Source organism: Bacillus sp. MM09(2025), from assembly GCF_050496725.1.
Classification (GTDB): Bacteria; Bacillota; Bacilli; order Bacillales; family Bacillaceae; genus Bacillus; species Bacillus pumilus.
Genome location: NZ_JBNWEN010000004.1, coordinates 165,423 through 186,088 on the forward strand (window position 1 = coordinate 165,423; position 20,666 = coordinate 186,088).

Here is a 20,666-nt window from a genome sequence, read left to right on the forward strand (position 1 = left end):
CGTTACGAGTGGATATTCATCTTTTTTAACTCTTCATTCAAAAGCGGTACCACTTCGAACAAATCACCGACGATTCCGTAATCGGCAATTTTGAAGATCTCGGCTTCTGGGTCTTTGTTAATCGCCACAATGACTTTACTGTTAGACATTCCGGCTAAATGCTGAATCGCCCCTGATATCCCGCATGCAATATAGAGATCAGGTGTGACGACCTTGCCTGTTTGCCCAATTTGCAGGGCATAATCACAGTAGTCTGCGTCACAGGCGCCACGCGAGGCACCGACTGCTGCGCCCAGCGTCTCAGCGAGTTCATTCAGCGGTTCAAACCCTTCCTTACTCTTGACCCCGCGTCCCCCGGCAACAATGACCTTTGCTTCAGATAAATCTACACCTTCTGACGTTTTTTTAATGACTTCCTTCACGATCGTTCGCAGGTTCTGAATATCGACAGAAACCGGGGTAATGTCTCCGCTTCGTGAGGCATCCCGCTCAAGAGGTGCCACGTTGTTTGGGCGTATTGTTGCCAAAAGCAGACGATCTGTTGAAATCACTTTTTCGAAGGCTTTTCCAGAGTAAATCGGTCTTGTGAAAACAAGATGTTCTCCGGTAACGCTTACATCAATTGCATCTGAAATTAGACCAGTTTGCAAGCGTGCAGCTATTTTCGGCGACAAGTCTTTTCCGATAGACGTATGTCCAAAGAGGACCGCATCTGGGTCAACCTGATCTAATATGGCTTGAAGTGCCTGCGTAAAACCATCTGACGTATAATATGAAAGGTGCGGATGCTCCACAATCATGACATGATCCGCTCCATAGTAAAGCAGTTCATTCGCTTGGTCTTTGACGTCATCCCCTATTAACACGCCAATGACTTCACCGCCATCTGCCACTTGATGAGCGGCAGCAATGGCTTCAAATGTCACATTTCTTAATTTACCGTCACGACTTTCTCCAAGTACAACAACTTTTTTACTCATCTTTCAAGTTCCCCCTTGTTCTCGTGATATCGTAAAGTGGATGTTTAGATGACCTTTGCTTCATTTCTTAGTAAATCTGTCAGTTCTTTGACTTGATCCTGAAGCTCACCGCTCAGCACCTTGCCACCCTCTTTTTTCTCCGGTAAGAAACGTTCAATTGTTTTGATTTTATATGGGACATCATCTTCATCGAGATCTAAATCATCAAGTTCCAACTCTTCTAAAGGCTTTTTCTTTGCCTTCATAATGCCAGGTAATGATGGATAGCGAGGCTCATTGAGACCTTGCTGCGCAGTGACGACAAGCGGAAGCTCAGCAGAAATGACTTCCACATCACCTTCTGCATCTCGTTCAATCGAAGCAGAGCCGCCGTCAATTTGAATACTTGTGATGGTTGTGACATATGAAAACCCAAGTAATTCAGCAAGACGCGGGGCAACCTGTCCAGAGCCCCCGTCAATTGCCACATTCCCTGCTAAGATCAAGGAAGCCTCTTTGTCTTTTAAATAATGGTAAAGAATCGTAGAAGCTGAATATTGATCCCACTCTTCTAAGTCGTCTTCCACATTTAATAAAACGGCTTGATCGCAGCCCATAGCAAGCGCTGTTCTCAGCTGCTTTTCCGCATCCTCACTGCCAACTGTCACAACGGTCACTTCTCCCCCGTGCTCGTCGCGAAGCTGAATCGCTTCTTCTATGGCGTACTCGTCATAAGGATTAATAATGAACTCTGCCCCATCTTCTTGAATTGCACCAGACTGAATGGAAATCTTCTCTTCCGTGTCAAACGTACGCTTCATCAAAACAAATATATTCATTCATTTCTCCCCCTTGTGTCGTTTGAATCCCTTATTCCCCTTTAAAATTCGGTTTACGTTTTTCAATAAAGGCTTGGATGCCTTCTTTGGCGTCATTCGATTGGAAAATTTCACCGAACTTTTTGGCTTCTAGCTTCATACCGCCATCATATGAATACAATTTTGTCGCATTCAATAAATCCAGCACATACTCGAGTGATTTTGGACTTTTCGTTGCAAATTTTGATGCAAGTGTTTTGGCTGCTTCGAGCGCCTCTTCCTCTGTTTCTGCCAGCTTTGACACAAGTCCACAGGCGAATGCTTCTTCACCTGTAATCGGTTCAGCTGTACCCATCATTTCCAGCGCTTTAGCAGAACCAACATAGCGCGGCAGGCGCTGCGTACCGCCGAACCCTGGAATGATACCTAGGTTTAGTTCAGGCAGTCCAAGCTTCGCATCTTTTGTTGCGATTCGGATATCACAAGACATAGCAAGCTCAAGACCCCCGCCTAATGCAGCTCCGTGAATTGAAGCAATGACCGGTTTTGGACATTGTTCAATCCGCTCAAAGACCTGCTGCCCTCTGTCTGCAAGGCTTGAATAGTCAGACTCTTCCTGTAACGTCGTAAATTCCTTAATATCAGCACCTGCTGAGAAAAATCTTCCTTCTCCGTGGATCACAATGGCTCTTACTTCTTCATTTTGTTCGAGCTGTTCAAACATGTCATTAAGCTCGGTGAGCAGCTGAGAAGATAAGGCGTTTGCTGGTGGATGCTGAATCGTGATAAGTGCTGTCTGCCTTTCATGATGTAAGCTGAGTATCTTTTCCATGTCAATCATCCTTTTTCAAAATGTCTTTAAGATTGATGTATTCCGTTTAAGAGTAGATCACGTACGTTTTCTGCGAGTGCAGGAAGATCATATTTTTGATCATTCATGACCCATGTTGTAGCGGTTTCATCAATCGTCCCAAATACCATTTGTCTCGCTAAGCGGACATCTAGATTTTGTCTAAATTCTCCTGTTTTCTTTCCTTCTGCTAAAATGGATTCGAGCATATTTAAATACCCTTTCAGCACCTCATTGATTTTTTGCCGCAGCTCAAGGTTTGACTGCCTGAGTTCAAGCTGTGTCACAAGAGCCAAATGATGATTTTGCGCAAGCATACGAAAATGCTCCTCAATGAGTAGTAGAAGCTTTTCTTTCGCCGACGGTTTCTTTTGAATATCTGTTTCCATCCGTTCGATGAATTGTCCCATTTTTTCTTTGAACAATGAGATCAAAATATCCTCTTTATTTTTGAAATAAAGATAAATGGTTCCGTCTGCTACCCCTGCTTGTTTCGCAATCTTTGACACTTGTGATTGGTGATAGCCATTCTCTGCAATCACCACAACTGCTGCATCAATAATTTGCATGTACTTCGGTCTTTTCTGCTTCAATGTGCTTCGTCCCTTTCTGGATTGAATGAGTATTCATTCATAACTTTATGTTAAAAAGAAACGGGCGATTTGTCAAGTAATCTTCTTCTTTCTTTTCCACCTTTAGCATAACAGACCAGACGGTCAACATTCAAATCATCCGGCCGGTAGACCGGATGATGCAGCCGTTATGTTTTCAGTTGATCGGCAGGCGTTTCAGATGATGAAGCGTGCTTTCTTTTCTCTTCTTCAATTAATACTCTGCGCAAAATCTTCCCGACGGCTGTTTTAGGCAGTGACTCTTTAAATTCATACACGCGCGGTACTTTAAATGAGGCAATTCTCGTCCTGACAAAGCGATCAAGTTCGTCCTCTGTTAAGTAGGCATTCTTTTTCGGTACAATAAATGCTTTCACTGTTTCTCCTCTGTACGGATCTGGAATACCTGCGACGACGACTTCTTGTACAAGCTCATGCTCATAAAGAGCTTCTTCGACTTCTCTTGGGTAAATATTATAGCCGCTCGCAATGATGACATCTTTTTTCCGGTCGACGATATAGAAAAAACCGTCCTCATCCATATACCCTATATCTCCGGTGAAAAACCAGCCATCTCGTAATACAGCCTCTGTCTCCTCTGGCTGATTCCAGTATCCTTTCATGATCTGAGGGCCTTTAACAATAATTTCTCCATGCTCATATGGTTCTTTTAGGCCTCCGGTTTCCTCGCAATAAATACCGGCATCTGTATTAGGCCAAGGACAGCCAATGCTGCCTGTTTTGTTCGCTCCCCATAAAAAGTTAGAATGAGTCACAGGTGAGGTTTCTGAAAGTCCATACCCCTCCACTAAGCGTCCTCCGGTTAATTTTTCAAAGCTTTGTTTGACTTCAAGAGGAAGTGCCGCTGAGCCGCTTAGACATGCAGTGATGGACGACAGGTCATACTTTTCAATGTTCGGATGATGCAGCAAGGCGATATACATGGTTGGTGCGCCTGGAAATAGCGTAGGCTTCTGTTTTTCAATGGTTTTGAGGGTATCAGCGACATCAAAGCGTGGAAGAAGAATCATTTGATGTCCTTCTTTGACAGCAAGATTTAAGACGGTCGTCATTCCGTAGACATGAAAAAACGGAATGATGCCGAGGATGCGTTCTTTCCCCCTGTTTGTTTTATACATCCAGGAAGCGCACATTTCAGTATTCGCTAAAATATTTTCATGTGTAAGCATGACCCCTTTTGGTAAACCGGTCGTTCCGCCTGTATATTGCAAAACAGCGATATCCTCTTTCGGATCAAAGGCAAGTGCGGGTATCTGCTGTTCACCTTCCGATTCTTTCATAATCTGCACGAAGTGATGAATGGTGTCATTTTTCTCGACTTGGATGACCATTTTATTTTTTCTTCTTTGCACAATAGGAAACAGTATGTTTTTCGGGAATGGTAAATAATCTTGTAGTTTGGTAACGATTAAGTGCTCCACACTTGTCAGCGCTTTCATTTTATAAGCCTTTGGATACAACAGATCAAGCGTGATCAGCACTTTGGCGCCGCTGTCTTCCATTTGGTATGCCAGTTCTTTCTCCGTATAAAGCGGGTTTGTTTGAACAACGATGCCGCCTGCTATTAAAACAGCATAATAAGAAATGACCGATTGAGGACAGTTCGGCAGCATGATCGCTACTCTGTCGCCTTTTTTCACGCCAATTTTCATCAGATGACTGGCTAGTTTCAATACGTCTTCTTGCAGCTGTTCATAGGTGATGTTCTTTCCTAGAAAATGAATGGCTGTATGCTCAGGTGCAGCCTCTGCGGAGCTGAATAAGTAAGATTGTAATGTTTCATTTGGGATGGTGAGTTCGTGGGGAATTTGATTCGGGTAATGCAGAAGCCAACGTTTATCTGACTGCATAAAAACCCTCCTTCCTGAACTTTCGTACTATTATATTATAGCAAACTTTTCCTTAGGGCAGTTTGCTTTTTTCTAATAGAGCTTGGTTCAATTGCACATGTTTACTTTTTCGCCGGTGTTTCGATAGAAGCTCTTTTTCCTTCATGATGCCACTGTTCATATAAACCGCCGATGGCACGAAATGATTCGTTCACTCTATCCACGATCTGTTGATGGATACTCGGATCATTCGGTAAATGCGTCTGGATGTTGTCGACTTGATGCTTTTTCATCATGTTGATGTAAACCGTGAGAAAAATGGTATCTTCTAAAATCCAGTAAATGACTTCATCTGCCACTTTTGTTCTTTTATGCAGCATTTGAATTCCTCGTTCATATTGAATGAGGATATAACCACTCGAATCGATTTGAATATAGGGACTCAAATCATCAAAAAATCCTGACGTTTGAAATGGACGTGCCATATACGGTTCGTATATGTCTCTTGGAAGGGATGTCATTTGAAGACAAGTATCAATGCGCTTGATCAGTTCGTCTTGTTGCAGAATGTGCTTCATGTCATTCGCCGCCTTTGATGAGATAAAAGCTGCCAAGGGATTCCCTGACAGCTTTCTAACGTTGTTTTTTTCATTTCACAGGAACAGATAAACGGCACCAATGACTGCAAAAGTGCAGGCAACTACGATTAATACTTTTGCTAGCTTTTCCATGTCGTCTCCTTAAATGCCGGCTGCGACTACGTAAGACAGCCCAACTGAAATGATGAGTGAAATAAACCCGACCGCTCTATTATCATTTTCAATCTCTTTGTCTACTTTAAAACGCGGTGTTAAAAATTCAAAAATGAAATAGCTGACAAGCAGCATCACAAAGCCGTATACGCCCCATCCAACCATTTGAAGAAGGGAATTGTGCTGTGCGATTGAATGCTGAAACACATTCGCAATCCCAAAGATCTTCCCGCCTGTTGCCATGGCAACAGCTAAGTTCCCCCGCTGGATCTCTTCCCAGTTCTTATAAGAAGTGACGAGTTCAAAAATGGTTAGAAATAAGACGAGACATAGGACGGCCACACTATAATAGGCGGCAATTTCCACAAGTTCATTTTCCCAAAAGGCTTTCATGCGTTTTCTCCTTTTTACTTTAATTCGACGATGGTGACGCCTGATCCTCCCTCACCTTGTTCGCCAAAACGAGCATTTTTCACACTTCGGTGCTGTTTCAATAATTCCTGAACCCCTTTTCTAAGGGCGCCAGTTCCTTTACCGTGAATAATAGACACGCGAGGATAACCAGCTAATACAGCATCATCTAAATATTTTTCGACTCTGCTTAAGGCATTTTCATAACGCTCGCCTCTTAAATCGAGTTCAAGCGAGACATGATAATCTTTCCCTTTGACTGCCGTGATGGCTTTTTCTTGCTTAAATTCAGGTGCTGATTTGATAAATTCCATGTCTTTTTCTTTTACCTTCATTTTTAGAATGCCCATTTGGACACTCCATTCTTTGTCGCCTGTTTGTTCAAGCAGTGTTCCTTTTTGTCCGAAGGTAAGCACTTTGACTTCGTCGCCTGACTTCAGCTGTCTTACTGCTTTTTTCGCTGGCTCTGGCTTCTTCTTCCTGTCAAACTCAGGAACAGCTTCTTCAAGACGCTTTCGCGCATCGATGAGTTCATGCTCTTTGAATGAGCGGTGTTCACTTTTTATCGAACGGAGCTCTTGAATGATATCTTCTGCTTCTTTTGATGCTTGATCAATTTTCTCTTTCGCTTTCTGTTCAGCTTCTTCAAGCAGTTTGTCTTTTTGCTCATTCCATTCAAGAATTTGTCTTTGCAATTCTTTATGAAGCTTTTCTGCTTCTTTTCTATAGACTTCTGTCTCATGCAGTTCTTCTTCTGCTTGTTTCTTGCTATCTTCTAATGAAGCAATCATTTGGTCTACTTCATTATGCTCTGCATGCATATCCGCTTTTGCCCGGTCTATGAGGTGATCTGGCAAACCAAGACGCTTTGAAATTTCAAATGCGTTACTTCGACCAGGCACACCGATGAGCAGGCGGTACGTTGGTGATAAGGTTTCGATATCAAACTCCACGCTTGCATTCGTGACGCCTTCCCGGTTATACCCATATGCCTTCAGCTCGGGGTAATGAGTCGTTGCAATGACACGTGCATTTGTTTGATGCACTTCATCTAATATGCTCATCGCTAGTGCCGCACCTTCAGCTGGGTCTGTTCCTGCCCCTAATTCATCAAATAAAACGAGAGAGTTAGAAGTCAAATGCTTTAAGATATCGACAATATTGACCATATGAGATGAGAACGTACTCAAGCTTTGTTCGATGGATTGTTCGTCTCCAATATCAGCAAAAACTTGGTCGAACACAGCCACTTCAGAGCCTTCTTCAACTGGAATATGGAGGCCCGCCTGTGTCATCAGCGTCAATAGACCCAGCGTTTTTAAGGTAACGGTCTTTCCCCCTGTATTTGGTCCAGTGATCACGATTGTTGAAAAATCTTTACCGAGCTCAATATCATTTGCGACAACTTGATCCCGAGGCAATAGAGGATGTCTTGCTCGTTTTAAATAGATTTCTCCTTGATCATTCACAGCAGGTTTTGTGGCTTTTTCTGCCTTTGCATATTTAGCTTTAGCAAAAATAAAATCTAGCGTTTGCAGCTCCTTTACATTGTGAAGCAGTTCCCCAATGTGCTCTGACACACTCTCTGTCAGCATTTGCAGGATCTTTTCAACCTCTTGCTTCTCTTTTAAACGGGTTTGCTGCAAGGTGTTATTTACATCCACGACCACTTGCGGCTCAATAAAAAGGGTTGCCCCTGATGAAGACTGGTCATGAACAATGCCGCCGTAATTCGAGCGGTACTCTTGTTTCACAGGAATAACAAACCGGTCATTACGAATGGTGACAATTGTGTCTGACAGCATTTTCGAAGCCGATTGTGAACGAATCATCGCTTCTAATTTATCACGGACCTTTGATTCTAGTGAGCGTAATTGAATGCGCAATGAACGAAGTGCTGGGGTTGCATGATCAAGTACTTCTCCATTATCACCAATACAGCTTTCGATTTCTTTTCTGATTTCAGGCAGTAATATGAGCGTCTCAGCATATGTATGAAGACGCGGTATGTCTACTCCATCATCATACATGGACGTGAGAAAGTGCTTCATATTTTTCACCGCATATAATAGTCCTGCGATTTCCATCAGCTCAGAAGGGCTTAATGTACTTCCGATTTCTGCCCGTTTCACTGCGCGTCTAATATCTGTTAACCCGCCAAATGGCGCTGATCCCTTTAATCGGATCACATCTTGCGCTTCTGCTACCTCTTCCAGCAAATGCTGAATGGTTTCTATATCCGTCAGAGGTGTTAAATCCTGCGCTCTTTCTTTTCCTAATGTGGATGCGGTATAGGACATCACTTTTTCTTTTACTTTATGAAATTCTAATGATGCTAACACTTTTTGTTGCAGCATGGTCCAGCCTCCTAACGACTACCTGTCACGCGTTAAAAACTTTTTGATCTCGTTTAGAGTAAAAGTATTCACGACATTTGCTTTTGGTGTCCAGCCCTTTCTTGCAGCTGTTACACCGACTTCCATATGTTCCAGCATGGCGATGTTGTGCGCATCTGTATTGATCATGATGTTCACACCCGCTTCATTTGCTTTGATTAAATGCTCTGTTTTCAAATCAAGTCTTGACGGATTGCTGTTGAGTTCAAGTGCAGTGCCTGTTTTCTTCGAAAGTTCTATGAGCTGATCTATATTTAAGGCATAGCCATCCCGTCTGCCGATCAAACGGCCTGTTGGATGTGCAATTAAATCGACATGCTGATTACGCAAGGCATTTTCAAGGCGTTCCATAATGACTTCTTCCGGCTGAGAGAAGCTAGAATGAATAGACGCAATGACAAAATCCATGTCTTTTAAAAAGTCATCATCATAATCTAACGATCCATCCGGAAGGATATCCATTTCGACCCCTTTGAAAATGTGAAAATGCTCGAATTCCTGATTAAGCTTATCAATTTCTTTTGCTTGCAGACGCAAACGTTCTTTTGTTAAGCCGTTTGCTACTTTTAAATATTGCGAGTGGTCTGTAATCGCCATGTATTCATAGCCTTTTGCGATACATGCTTCCGCCATTTCACGAATAGAGAAGGCTCCGTCACTCCATGTCGAGTGCATATGAAGGTCGCCTTTGATATCTTTCAGTTCTACAAACTGCATACTTTCTTTATACGTATCAATCTCTGCTCCGGTTTCACGAATTTCTGGAGGAATGAGCGGAAGTTGAAAATGTGCATAAAAAGCGCTTTCGTCTTCAAACGTTTTTACATCTCCAGTTTCAATCGTTTCCACACCATATTCGCTAATGCGCTCTCCGCGTTCCTTTGCAAGCTGACGCATTCGAATATTGTGATCTTTTGAGCCAGTGAAATGGTGCAGCGTAGTTGCGAATTGGTCTTCTGTCACAAGTCGGAAGTCGATACTGATCTCAAAATCAAGGGCAAGCACAACAGATACCTTCGTATCACCGCTTGCGATCACATCTTTCACATCATCAAGTGCAACGAGCTGCTCTCTGACTTGCTCAGGATTGTCTGTTGCAATGATATAATCTAAATCTTTGACGGTTTCGCGAGCACGTCTTAAGCTGCCAGCTCTTGAAAAACGGATGATACCTTTCATCTCTTCAAGCGCGTGATCAATCCGCTCTGCCACATCTAATGCAAATCCAATTGGCAGTCGTTCCGGCTGCTTTCCTGCTTCCTCAAGAGCTGCGAGAATCTTTTCTTCTGTTTTTTTGCCGAAGCCAGCAAGCGCTTGTACCTTTTCCGTTTCGCATGCTTCTTTTAGAGACTGTGCATCATGGACGCCAAGCTCTTGGTAAAGCTTAGCGATCTTCTTCCCGCCGAGTCCTGGCAATTTCAAAAGCGGGACAAGTCCTTCAGGCACTTCTTTTTTTAATTGTTCGAGTGTTTCTGATTGTCCTTTTTCGATATACTCAGTGATCACAGCAAAGGTTCCTTTTCCAATGCCGGGTAATGCTAATAGATCATCTATTTGAGAAAGGCTGCGGTCATCTTGTTCCAGTGCCGCTGCTGCTTTACGAAAGGCAGAAATCTTAAAAGGATTATCTCCTTTTAGCTCCATATATACTGCAATTGTTTCAAGAAGTTTGATAATATCTTTTTTATTCATCTCTCATCCTCCAGCCGCTTTGGCATCTTCCTTTATAAATATACAAACTTTTCCTTCATCCTACAACTTTCTGTCATGGAATGAGAAAAAACTTCTCCAAGAAAGGAGAAGTTTTTAAACTCCATACGTCGTCCATAAGTCTTTGATAAGACCGGACAGATAAGGGGTGTTGCTTACGATCGCATCTGCTAATATGGATTTACTCAACATCGTTTGCAGTGCATCGACTGGAAGTAATGCAGCGACAAACAAGAGAATAAATACAAATAGATAGGTTTCAAGAAATCCTAAAACACCGCCAAGCAGTTTGTTGACCTGCTTAATCACAGGTATACTTGCAATGGTTGTGAGCAATCCGCCAATGATGGCGAGCAGGATTTTGGTCAAGATAAACAGAATGATAAACGCAATGGTATTATAATAAGCTGTTTCTAGATTCCCACTAAAGAAAGCGAGCTGCGCTTGACCGCCGCTAAAATTAGGTGCTGGAATCCACGTAAGCTGTGGTGCAAGTGACTGATAAAACATGGAAGCCACTAAGATAGAAACAACAAAGCTGATCAATTTAATAAATTGAAGAATAAACCCGCGTTTTAGACCGACAAGCGTTCCCATAAGAAGCAAAAACAAAATGATGATATCGATCACGGTAATTTCATTCCTTTTCTCTAAGCTGATTCTCTAGTTTTTCGTATTGCTCTTTTAATTTCAAGTAGTCGTGGACGACATTGACTGCTGTCAGTACAGCTAATTTGTTTATATCAAGGTATGGGTTTTTTTCATTTATTTCTCTCATTTTATCATCAACAATTGAAGCAACGTGTCGCATATGCATCTTCGTTTCTTGACCGATGATCGTAAAGGACTGTCCGTAAATCTCAACTGTTGTTTTTGTTGTTTTCGTTTTACCGCCGTCAGACAACGTTTCTCCTCCATTCCACGAGAATCCTAGTCTCTATCATAACATGTTTAGACATTGAATGGAAAGACGAGCCCTTCCCTGTTATGGTACACTTTAGAAATCAATGATATCAAGGTAAAAAGGAGTTATCCACTGTGCCACAATCCGTCTTAAAAGCAACATCAGAAGACCTTAAAAAGATGAAAAGCGCGTATGCGCACCACTTAACTGATACGTTACCACCAGGCGCCCTTTTTCAAGCAAAGGTTCCTGGCTGTACGATTACAGCCTATCGATCTGGAAAAGTGCTGTTTCAAGGTCAAAAGGCAGAAGCTGAAGCCAGTCAATTCAGCCATTTACAAACTGCTGATCCGAAAAGTCCAAAAGCACCTGCTGTCACAAAATATAGTCCGCCGTCAGGGATTGCTTCTATGTCCGTCATCGGTTCAGATGAAGTAGGAACAGGTGATTATTTTGGACCGATAACGGTCTGTGCCGCCTATGTTGATTCAAGCAAGCTTGCTCTCATGAAAGAGCTTGGCGTAAAAGACTCAAAAGGCCTAAAAGACCCGCAAATTATCAACATTGCCAAAGATCTCATCAAAACCATTCCGTTCAGCCTTCTTGTACTCCGAAATGAAAAGTACAATGCGATGCAGGAAAAGGGCATGAGCCAAGGAAAAATGAAGGCGCTCCTTCACAACCAAGTCATCACCTCTGTGCTGGAGAAATTAGATGGGAAACAGCCTGAAGCTATTTTAATTGACCAATTTGCAGAACCGGGTATTTATTTCAAGCATCTTGCTGGAAAAAAAATTATTCGGGAACGGACGTACTTTAGCACAAAAGCAGAAGGTATTCATTTGTCAGTTGCTGCGGCTTCCATTATTGCAAGGTACGCTTTTTTAATTGAAATGGATAAGTTATCTAAAGCAGCAGGGTTTGACATTCCAAAAGGAGCCGGCCCTCATGTAGACAAGGCGGCTGCAAAGCTCATCAAGCTGCACGGCGAAGAGGCTTTACGTCAATTTACAAAACTGCATTTTGCCAACACACAAAAAGCAAAAAAATGGTTATAAAAAAGAGCTAGGCCCATATGGCCTTAGCTCTTTTTTCTTTAACCGCGCAAGACGGCTTGATACGTATCTTCTAATGCTTTCAATACTTTCGTATGAACTGCGGTGACTTCTTCCTCTGTCAAAGTTTGTTCCGGATTTAAATATTGGAGAGAGAATGCAACAGATTTCTTGCCTTCTTCCATGTGTTCACCTTCATACACGTCAAAGACGGATAGATCAGTCAGTAAATCCCCGCCTGCCTCATAGATGACACGCTCCAGCTGTCCGCTTGAGATATGCTGATCTACAACAAGTGCAATATCTCTTGTCACAGCAGGGAATCTCGGAATCGCTGTATATTTCATATCCTTCGATTCCGACGTCATCACATCTGTTAAATCAAACTCGAAGACATATGTTTCTTTTAAATCTAATTCCTTTTCAACGACTGGATGAAGTGCAGCAACAAACCCAATGACTTTTCCATTTAAATGAACATCTGCTGTCCGACCTGGGTGAAGACCTTCACGCTCTGCTTGAACATATGTGATTTGGTCTGATACACCAAGCTTTTCAAATAGACCTTCTGCAATTCCTTTCGCTACATAAAAATCGACAGCTTTTTTCTCGCCCTGCCAAAGATTTTTATACCATAAACCTGTCAGCGCACCAGCGACATGTTCTTTTTCCACCGGTTTTGCCCCTTCAGCTTCTGCTAAGAACACAGAACCCGTTTCATAAAAACCAAAGGAATCAGCTTGTCTTGCCAAGTTATATGCAACTGAATCAAGTAAGTTTGGCAGAAGACTTTGTCTGAGCACACTTCGTTCCTCACTCATTGGCAGGGAAAGTCTTGTTTTATAAGCTGGATTCAATGCAAAGGCAGTAGACTTATGCTGATTTGTCAATGAATACGTGATCGCTTGAGAAAGACCTGCGCCTTCTAAGAAACGTCTCACCTTTCTGCGTTTCACTTGATATGGCGTGAGACCGCCAACTGTACCAGCTGTCGCAGGTAGTGTAGATGGAATATTATCGTAGCCGTATAATCTCGCAACTTCTTCAATGAGATCTTCTTCAATCGTGATATCCATTCTGCGAGAAGGAACCGTTACGACAAGAACGTCATTTGATTCGCCTACTGTAAAGCCCAGTTTGTTGAAAATTTGAATCATATCTTCTTTTGAAATGCTCATGCCAAGCACCTTGTTCACACGCTCAGTAGATACGTGGATGACATTCATATTTATTTCAAGGTGGTTTTCCTCCACAGTCCCGCTTAGCACTTCACCACCAGCATAGATGCTGATCAATTGCGCCGCTCTTTCGGCTGCAGATTTCGTACGCTGCGGATCAAGTCCTTTTTCAAATCGTGTGCTTGATTCACTGCGAAGCCCTAAGTCTCTAGATGCTTGACGGACTGTTTGACCGTTGAAATATGCCGCTTCTAAAAGAATTGTTGTCGTTTCATCACGCACCTCTGATTCAAGACCGCCCATGACGCCTGCGACAGCGTGCGCTTTCGTTCCGTTAGTGATCACAAGATGCTTTGATGAAAGTGTACGCTCTTGCTCATCAAGTGTTTGAATGCTTTCGCTATCAGTCGCTTTACGTACGACCACTTGCTTTGAACCAAAGCGGTCATAATCAAAGGCATGAAGCGGTTGACCGTATTCAAGCAGTACAAAGTTCGTAATATCGACGACGTTGTTAATTGGGCGAATGCCTGCATTCATCAATCTTGTTTGAATCCAAAGCGGTGCTGGTCCAATCTTTACATTTTTAATGACCTTCGCTGCATAAAGTGGATTCGCTTCTTGATCTTCAATTTTCACCGAAATATAGTCTGCTGCTTTTTCTGAAGACGTGTCATGTGCTGTATCAGGAAGTTTGGTGTCTTTCCCTAAGATGGCTGCAACCTCATAGGCGACACCTAGCATATTCAGAGCATCCGCACGGTTTGGTGTTAAGCCAAGCTCAAGTACTGCATCGTCTAATTGAAGTGCCTGAAGGGCATCATCCCCGGGTTTGACGTCATTTGGGAAAACAAAAATACCTTCTGCATATTCCTTTGGTACGAGTTTGCTTTCGACACCTAATTCTTGCAGAGAACAAATCATGCCATGAGACTCTTCGCCGCGCAGCTTTGCTTTTTTAATTTTAAAGTTCCCAGGAAGAACTGCGCCAACCGTTGCGACAGCCACATATTGACCTTTATCCACATTCGGAGCCCCGCAAATAATTTGAACCGGTTCGTCTTCTCCGATATCGACGAGACATTTATTTAACTTGTCGGCATTCGGGTGCTGTTCTCGCTCCACGACGTGTCCAACGACAACTCCTTTAATGCCTTCGCCTTTATATTCAACGGCTTCCACTTCAATTCCGCTTCTTGTGATTTTCTCTGCTAATTCATCCGGCTGAATGCCTTCTAAATCGACATAGTCTTCTAACCATTTATATGAAACAAACATGTTGATTTCCTCCTCTTAGTCCTGCTTGAATTGCTTTGTGAATCTAATATCATTTGTGTAGAAATGGCGAATATCATCAATGCCGTATTTGAGCATTGCAATCCGTTCAACACCCATTCCAAAAGCAAAGCCTTGGTAAGTTTCTGGATCAAATCCGCTCATTTTCAGAACATTTGGATGAACCATCCCAGCTCCTAAAATTTCAATCCAGCCTGTTCCTTTACATACAGAACAGCCTTTTCCTCCGCATTTAAAGCAGGACACATCCACTTCGACAGATGGTTCTGTGAATGGGAAAAAGCTTGGACGCAGTCTAATTTCACGATCTTCACCAAACATTTTTCTTGCGACTGTCTCAAGCGTACCTTTTAGATCACTCATGCTAATATTGTGATCGACAACAAGCCCTTCAATCTGCATGAATTGATGTGAATGAGTCGCGTCATCGCTGTCTCGTCTATATACTTTCCCAGGGCAGATGATCTTCACAGGACCTTGTCCTTTATATTTTTCAAGTGTACGTGCTTGAACTGGTGACGTTTGTGTTCTGAGCAGTGTATCCTCGGTAATATAGAAGCTGTCCTGCATATCACGTGCCGGATGCTCCTTTGGAAGATTCAGCGCCTCAAAGTTATAATAATCCGTTTCTACCTCAGGACCTTCCTCAACGGTATAGCCCATGCCGATAAATAAATCTTCAATATCTTCGACAACAATCGTTAATGGATGTCTTGCCCCTATTTTGATTGGGCTTGCTGGCAATGTAACATCGATCGTTTGAGACGCAAGTTTCTTCTTCACTTCTTCTTTTTCCAGCTGCTCATTTTTTTCAGCAATGGCACCAGCAATCTGCTCTCTCACTTCGTTTGCGAGTGCGCCCATTTTTGGTCTTTCTTCTGCGGAGAGCTTGCCCATTCCGCGGAGTACTTCTGTGATCGGTCCCTTTTTCCCTAAATATTGAACACGAATGTCATTGACTTCTTTGAGCGAGCTAGCTGCTTCAACCTTCGCTATCGCTTCTAATTCAAGCTGTTTTAACGTTTCTTGCATGAGTGTAATCCTCCTTTTGATATACAAAACCGCCTGGATAAACGGCTGTTTGATCGTTTGAAGACAATAAAAAAACCCGTCCCCTCTAGAAAAGAAGGGACGAGTTGTGGTCGCGGTACCACCCTTGTTAAGCACAAATACATGTGCGAATAAGCTTCATTGACATAACGGAATCAAACGAATCCGGTTCACCTTTACGCAAAGCTTGCAGTCCCGGTGACAACTCCAGAGGTGAATTCCTGTTTCAGCATTCCTTAAATGCACTTTCAGTCTACGATGCATTCTCCCTATAAGGCTGCTCCTTGAAACAATCTTCCTCTATCATGGTTTTTAAAATATTAGTTTCATTATAGTGAAAATGAGCGCATGTTGCAACACTATCCACGCAAATGATAAACAAGTACAGCCGCTGCAACAGCCACATTTAATGATTCTGCCTGGCCATACATTGGCACATATAAATTGTGGTCTGTCATTTGCAGAATCTCTGGGTTTATACCCGCTCCTTCATTGCCAACAATCAATGCAAACGGACCTTCTGCCGTTACGCTTCTATACGCATTCGCATTGTTTAGCGCACTTCCGTATACAGGAATGCCTTGCTCCTTACATGCTGGTATGATCTGCTGAAGGCTTTGCTTTAAAATTGGCAGGTGGAAATGCGACCCTTGTGCGGAACGGAGCGTTTTTCCGTTATATGCATCAACTGTTCCATCGCCTAAGATCACAGCATCAAGACCAGCGGCATCTGCTGTCCGAATGAGTGTGCCTAAATTCCCTGGGTCCTGCACTGCATCTAACAGAAGAAGTCGTTCATACTTCTTTTCTTCAAATACAGGAACTGTACAAACTGCCGCGATGTGCTGAGGCGTTTCCGTTTCGGTCATGGCAGAAAAGGCTTCCTCGCTCAGTTCATAAAGCTCAATGTCAGGATCGATATGAGAAGGAAGCTTATCAGGCGATGTGACCATTAATTCTTTCACAACCCCGCTCTTCAATGCTTCTTCTACTAAGTGGATTCCCTCCACGAGAAACAGCCCCGTTTTCATTCGTTCTTTTTTTGTATGGAGCTTTTTCCACTGTTTAATGTTTGTGTTTTTTGCTGATTCTATATATTTCAAGCGACTTTAACTCCTTTAAATATCATGAATTTATTATATCTCATGCACACTACATAATAAACCTGTCTTTGAGACAGAATAGGGCTATTACCATCAAAAAAGGAGTGTGGGCAATGGATTTTAATTTAAGAGGCGCAGTCATTCAAAACATCACTGGCCATAATCAAGAGCAGCTTGAGCATACGATTTTAGATGCCATTCAAAGCGGTGAGGAAAAAATGCTGCCAGGTCTTGGCGTGTTGTTCGAAGTGCTATGGCAAGAAGCATCAGAAAACGAGAAAAACGAGATTCTTGAAACATTAGAGCAAGGCTTAAAGCCTCATCAGCAGCAATAAAAGAAGCCGGTTTGCTATCATAAGCAAACCGGCTTTTTCATTTAGCCAGTGATCGGTGTTTCCATCCGAAGCGCTGGATCACGCCAAATGTCGACCCACTTTTTAATTGCAAACACAATAATCACAAATCCTAAGATCAGCATAATGATCGACAGCACCGCATTCAGCACGCTGTAACCTGATGCCTCGGGATTAAGGTATACATTTGCTACCATCCAATAGCCCGCATAATTCACTGTCACATATAAGTAAGCAAGTGGAATTAAACAAGTCAGCATATATCGCCTTTTATCTGCAATTTTTAATACAACGGTTGCTCCGATAATGAGACCGACCGATGCCATTAATTGGTTTGATACCCCAAACAGCGCCCAAATCGACCCGATGTCTCCAGAGTAAAGCAAGTACCCCCACATAAAACAAGCAAGCGCACTTGCGAACACCGACCCAGGGACCCAGTCATTTCGTTTAAGCGGTTTATAAGCTTCACCAAAGAAGTCTTGAATTAAATAGCGTGCCACACGTGTCCCTGCATCAATAGCGGTTAAAATAAAGACGGCTTCAAACATAATGACGAATTGGAAGAAATAAGACGCCAAATGACCAAAGAACGGAATTCCCGTAAAGATATACGCCATTCCTACAGCTAATGTCACAGCTCCACCTGTTCTTCCTTCTAAATCAAGACCAATTTCCTTACTCAGCTGCGGAAGGTTCTCGACACTCATCCCAAGTGTTCTGAACACTTCTGGCGTACTGTTGATCGCAAAATAATCGCCTGGATGAAGAGCCGTAGCGGCAATTAACGCCATAATTCCAACTAGACATTCTACTAGCATTGCGCCAAACGCGACAGGCTTCATATCACTCCAGCGGTCAAGCATCTTAGGCGTTGTCCCAGATCCAACAAATGCGTGGAAACCAGATATGGCACCGCAAGCAATGGTAATTGAAATAAAAGGCCAGACAGGACCAGCTAAAACAGGACCTCCTCCATTCACAAACTCCGTAAAGGCTGGGAATTGAATCGTTGGATTGACGACAAAGATTCCAGCAATCAAGGCGATAAAAACACCTATTTTCATAAAGCTGCTTAAATAGTCCCTCGGTGCGAGCAGCAGCCATACCGGCAATGCCGCAGCAAAAAAAGCATAGATCGGCAGAGCAAGGGCAAGCGTTTTTGTATCAAGTGTTAAAAGCTCGCCAAGTGCCGTGCCTTGAATATTCGGCCCAAGGAATACACCAACCATCAGCAAAATAAATCCCGCAGTTGTGGCTAGTTTTAAATTGCCTGTCTTTTTATAATAAAGACCAACTCCCATCGCAATTGGAATCGTGATTCCGACTGCAAATGTCCCCCAAGGGTTACGTTCTAATGCATGAAGCACCACCATAGACAAACCTGCCATTGTGATCGTAATGATAAACAGCATCGCAAGCCCTGTACAAAATCCTGCGACAGGTCCTAGCTCTTCCTTCGCTACCTCTGATAACGATTTCCCCTTTTTTCGCATCGACGCAAATAAGACGACAAGATCATGTACAGCTCCGCCAATCACTGCGCCAATTAACAGCCAAAGGAGACCCGGTAAATACCCGAATTGTGCAGCTAAAATCGGCCCCACTAACGGACCGGCAGCTGCAATCGCAGCAAAGTGATGCCCAAATGTGACCCATTTATTAGTTGGTACATAATCTTTCCCGTCCTCTAATGTGTGAGCCGGTGTAGGATGATCGTCTGTCACCTTTAAGACCTTGACCATCATAAATGTGCCATAAAGACGATAGGCAATCGCTAAAATACACATAGATGCTATGACAATTGTAACCGCATTCATTTAACCATCCCCTTTGCACAAACAATTTGTTACAAATATAACATAAATTGATTGATTTTTCTTTCTTTTAAAACCAAGTTGACAAATGTGAATAATCTGTTTATTCTTGAGGTAGCTTCACCTACTTCCATAAACTCTCTTTTGACAGGGCATTCTTTAGGCTCTGTCCTTTTTATTGCTTTCATCTTACAAAAATAAAAGCCAGATCACATGTGCCTTATTCACTAGAATATTTTTTCTTCTTCTGTCAAAAACAGTTCTTTTGACGTAATGATAAAACAGCGTTCATTTCCTGGGAAATTCAAAAGAAATAAAAAAAGCCCTCCCCCTATACTGAGGAAAGGCATTCTTACTTAAGAACCGTACGTGATTTGTTCAACCGTTTTTTGATCAAGTCTTTTAATCACTTCTGTTAAAAGCTTCACTGCATTTTCATAATCATCTCGGTGAATCATCGCTGCATGGGTATGAATATATCTGCTTGGTATCCCGATCGATAGTGATGGCACACCATGACCAGTTAAATGGATTCCGCCAGCATCTGTCCCGCCGCCAGGCATGGAATCATATTGGTAAGGGATGTTCAATTCATCCGCTGTTTGGACAACAAAATCCCGAAGCCCTTTATGAGATACCATCGAAGCATCAAATACAACAATCGTTGGCCCTTTGCCAAGTTTGCTTGTTGCTTCTTTTTCAGTGATGCCCGGCGTGTCTCCTGCTACACCAACATCAATGGCAAACCCTATATCAGGCTGGATTGTAGCCGCTGCTGTTTTGGCCCCGCGCAGGCCAACTTCCTCTTGTACAGTTGCAACACTGTAAGCAATATTCTCATGCTGAGTATTGTGTAAGTTCTTCATGACATCAATCGCTACTGCACAGCCGATACGGTTGTCCCATGCTTTTGCAAGGAGCATTTTTTCATCATTCATCACTGTAAACTCAAAATAAGGGACGATTTGATCTCCAGGCAGAACGCCCCATTCCATTGCCTGTTCTTTGCTTGATGCACCGATATCAATAAACATATCTGTAATCTCAATCGATTTTTTTCGAGCTTCAGGTGACAAGACGTGGGGCGGCTTTGAGCCAATCACACCTGTAATGTCTCCCTTTTTCGTTACAATGGTCACACGCTGCGCGAGCATGACCTGTGACCACCATCCGCCGACAGTTTGGAAGCGAATGTAGCCTTTGTCATCAATTTTTGTCACCATGAATCCTACTTCATCTAAGTGACCAGCGAGCATAATTTTAGGTCCGTTTGCGTTTCCTTCCTTTTTAGCGATTAAGCTGCCAAGGCGGTCACTAGAGACTTCATCTGCATATGATTCTATGTATGTCTGCATGACTTTTTTGACATCACGTTCATTTCCTGGAATCCCTTTTGCATCCGTTAGGTCTTTCAGCATAGTTAATGTTTGATCTAGCTTTGTCATTCCATATATCCTCCTTTATCTTCATGGTGCATTCTTATTATACAAAACCTCTTTCGTTCAATACGATCTTTTTATGAATATTTTTTCGTTTTCCGAAATATTTTTTTA

General features: G+C 42.8%; 18 protein-coding genes. 2 read left to right on the forward strand and 16 right to left on the reverse strand.

All coding sequences use genetic code 11. From position 1 onward, the window contains the following. Nucleotides 1–2 precede the first annotated feature (2 nt). From ACQYAC_RS07110 to zapA, 11 genes are all read right to left on the reverse strand, one after another. Nucleotides 3–980 (reverse strand): electron transfer flavoprotein subunit alpha/FixB family protein, encoded by a 978-nt coding sequence (locus ACQYAC_RS07110; protein ID WP_058015122.1) that lies wholly within the window; start codon nt 978–980, stop codon nt 3–5. 44 nt (nt 981–1,024) lie between these two features. Beyond that, complete coding sequence (locus tag ACQYAC_RS07115) at nt 1,025–1,798, reverse strand: electron transfer flavoprotein subunit beta/FixA family protein (RefSeq protein WP_012010823.1); 774 nt, start codon at nt 1,796–1,798, stop codon at nt 1,025–1,027. A 31-nt stretch (nt 1,799–1,829) separates the two neighbouring features. Next, a complete protein-coding gene (locus ACQYAC_RS07120; protein ID WP_058015121.1) occupies nt 1,830–2,609 on the reverse strand; it encodes an enoyl-CoA hydratase in 780 nt (259 codons plus the stop codon). Between the two features lie 26 nt (nt 2,610–2,635). Then, complete coding sequence (locus ACQYAC_RS07125) at nt 2,636–3,220, reverse strand: TetR/AcrR family transcriptional regulator (protein WP_003216590.1); 585 nt, start codon at nt 3,218–3,220, stop codon at nt 2,636–2,638. Between the two features lie 167 nt (nt 3,221–3,387). Then, nucleotides 3,388–5,109, reverse strand: coding sequence for an AMP-binding protein (locus tag ACQYAC_RS07130; RefSeq protein ID WP_429943005.1), 1,722 nt, complete (start codon nt 5,107–5,109; stop codon nt 3,388–3,390). Between the two features lie 101 nt (nt 5,110–5,210). Beyond that, nucleotides 5,211–5,666, reverse strand: coding sequence for an immunity 63 family protein (locus ACQYAC_RS07135; RefSeq protein ID WP_429943006.1), 456 nt, complete (start codon nt 5,664–5,666; stop codon nt 5,211–5,213). Between the two features lie 162 nt (nt 5,667–5,828). After that, nucleotides 5,829–6,233, reverse strand: coding sequence for a DUF350 domain-containing protein (locus ACQYAC_RS07140; protein ID WP_007501637.1), 405 nt, complete (start codon nt 6,231–6,233; stop codon nt 5,829–5,831). A 14-nt stretch (nt 6,234–6,247) separates the two neighbouring features. Beyond that, nucleotides 6,248–8,605, reverse strand: a complete 2,358-nt coding sequence (locus tag ACQYAC_RS07145; RefSeq protein WP_058015141.1) for an endonuclease MutS2 — start codon at nt 8,603–8,605, stop codon at nt 6,248–6,250. Nucleotides 8,606–8,626: 21 nt separating this feature from the next. Continuing rightward, nucleotides 8,627–10,339: a DNA polymerase/3'-5' exonuclease PolX gene (gene polX / locus ACQYAC_RS07150; protein ID WP_429943007.1), complete on the reverse strand. Its 1,713-nt coding sequence runs from the start codon at nt 10,337–10,339 to the stop codon at nt 8,627–8,629. 114 nt (nt 10,340–10,453) lie between these two features. After that, entirely contained in the window at nt 10,454–10,987 is a 534-nt protein-coding gene (locus ACQYAC_RS07155; protein ID WP_180310399.1) for a CvpA family protein, read from the reverse strand. 7 nt (nt 10,988–10,994) lie between these two features. Continuing rightward, nucleotides 10,995–11,261, reverse strand: coding sequence for a cell division protein ZapA (gene zapA, locus ACQYAC_RS07160; protein WP_058015117.1), 267 nt, complete (start codon nt 11,259–11,261; stop codon nt 10,995–10,997). A 134-nt stretch (nt 11,262–11,395) separates the two neighbouring features. On the opposite strand from zapA, the gene rnhC reads away from it, so the two are divergent. After that, nucleotides 11,396–12,319, forward strand: coding sequence for a ribonuclease HIII (gene rnhC / locus ACQYAC_RS07165; protein ID WP_081042328.1), 924 nt, complete (start codon nt 11,396–11,398; stop codon nt 12,317–12,319). A 38-nt stretch (nt 12,320–12,357) separates the two neighbouring features. On the opposite strand, the gene pheT is transcribed toward rnhC, so the two are convergent. The 3 genes from pheT to ACQYAC_RS07180 form a co-directional block, all read right to left on the reverse strand. After that, nucleotides 12,358–14,772 (reverse strand): phenylalanine--tRNA ligase subunit beta, encoded by a 2,415-nt coding sequence (gene pheT, locus ACQYAC_RS07170; RefSeq protein WP_429943008.1) that lies wholly within the window; start codon nt 14,770–14,772, stop codon nt 12,358–12,360. A gap of 15 nt (nt 14,773–14,787) precedes the next feature. Next, nucleotides 14,788–15,822: a phenylalanine--tRNA ligase subunit alpha gene (gene pheS / locus ACQYAC_RS07175; RefSeq protein ID WP_044139943.1), complete on the reverse strand. Its 1,035-nt coding sequence runs from the start codon at nt 15,820–15,822 to the stop codon at nt 14,788–14,790. Between the two features lie 377 nt (nt 15,823–16,199). Next, nucleotides 16,200–16,943: a TrmH family RNA methyltransferase gene (locus tag ACQYAC_RS07180; protein ID WP_429943009.1), complete on the reverse strand. Its 744-nt coding sequence runs from the start codon at nt 16,941–16,943 to the stop codon at nt 16,200–16,202. Between the two features lie 113 nt (nt 16,944–17,056). Here ACQYAC_RS07180 and sspI point away from each other — a divergent pair, with 113 nt between their 5' ends. Then, the gene (gene sspI / locus ACQYAC_RS07185) at nt 17,057–17,278 is read left to right on the forward strand and encodes a small acid-soluble spore protein SspI (protein ID WP_003216243.1); all 222 of its coding nucleotides are present in this window, start codon (nt 17,057–17,059) and stop codon (nt 17,276–17,278) included. Nucleotides 17,279–17,319: 41 nt separating this feature from the next. On the opposite strand, the gene cstA is transcribed toward sspI, so the two are convergent. Both cstA and ACQYAC_RS07195 read right to left on the reverse strand, forming a co-directional pair. Then, nucleotides 17,320–19,116, reverse strand: a complete 1,797-nt coding sequence (cstA, locus tag ACQYAC_RS07190) for a carbon starvation protein CstA (RefSeq protein ID WP_061409031.1) — start codon at nt 19,114–19,116, stop codon at nt 17,320–17,322. Between the two features lie 353 nt (nt 19,117–19,469). Beyond that, nucleotides 19,470–20,558, reverse strand: coding sequence for a M42 family metallopeptidase (locus ACQYAC_RS07195; RefSeq protein ID WP_050943605.1), 1,089 nt, complete (start codon nt 20,556–20,558; stop codon nt 19,470–19,472). Nucleotides 20,559–20,666: the final 108 nt, after the last annotated feature.

Coding starts and splice junctions, on each gene's coding strand:
- ACQYAC_RS07130 (WP_429943005.1), bottom strand. CDS start 5,109: ATGCAGTCAGATAAACGTTGGCTTCTGCATTACCCGAATCAAATTCCC.
- ACQYAC_RS07195 (WP_050943605.1), bottom strand. CDS start 20,558: ATGACAAAGCTAGATCAAACATTAACTATGCTGAAAGACCTAACGGAT.
- pheS (WP_044139943.1), bottom strand. CDS start 15,822: ATGCAAGAAACGTTAAAACAGCTTGAATTAGAAGCGATAGCGAAGGTT.
- ACQYAC_RS07120 (WP_058015121.1), bottom strand. CDS start 2,609: ATGGAAAAGATACTCAGCTTACATCATGAAAGGCAGACAGCACTTATC.
- ACQYAC_RS07135 (WP_429943006.1), bottom strand. CDS start 5,666: ATGAAGCACATTCTGCAACAAGACGAACTGATCAAGCGCATTGATACT.
- pheT (WP_429943008.1), bottom strand. CDS start 14,772: ATGTTTGTTTCATATAAATGGTTAGAAGACTATGTCGATTTAGAAGGC.
- ACQYAC_RS07140 (WP_007501637.1), bottom strand. CDS start 6,233: ATGAAAGCCTTTTGGGAAAATGAACTTGTGGAAATTGCCGCCTATTAT.
- cstA (WP_061409031.1), bottom strand. CDS start 19,116: ATGAATGCGGTTACAATTGTCATAGCATCTATGTGTATTTTAGCGATT.
- ACQYAC_RS07115 (WP_012010823.1), bottom strand. CDS start 1,798: ATGAATATATTTGTTTTGATGAAGCGTACGTTTGACACGGAAGAGAAG.
- sspI (WP_003216243.1), top strand. CDS start 17,057: ATGGATTTTAATTTAAGAGGCGCAGTCATTCAAAACATCACTGGCCAT.
- ACQYAC_RS07110 (WP_058015122.1), bottom strand. CDS start 980: ATGAGTAAAAAAGTTGTTGTACTTGGAGAAAGTCGTGACGGTAAATTA.
- polX (WP_429943007.1), bottom strand. CDS start 10,339: ATGAATAAAAAAGATATTATCAAACTTCTTGAAACAATTGCAGTATAT.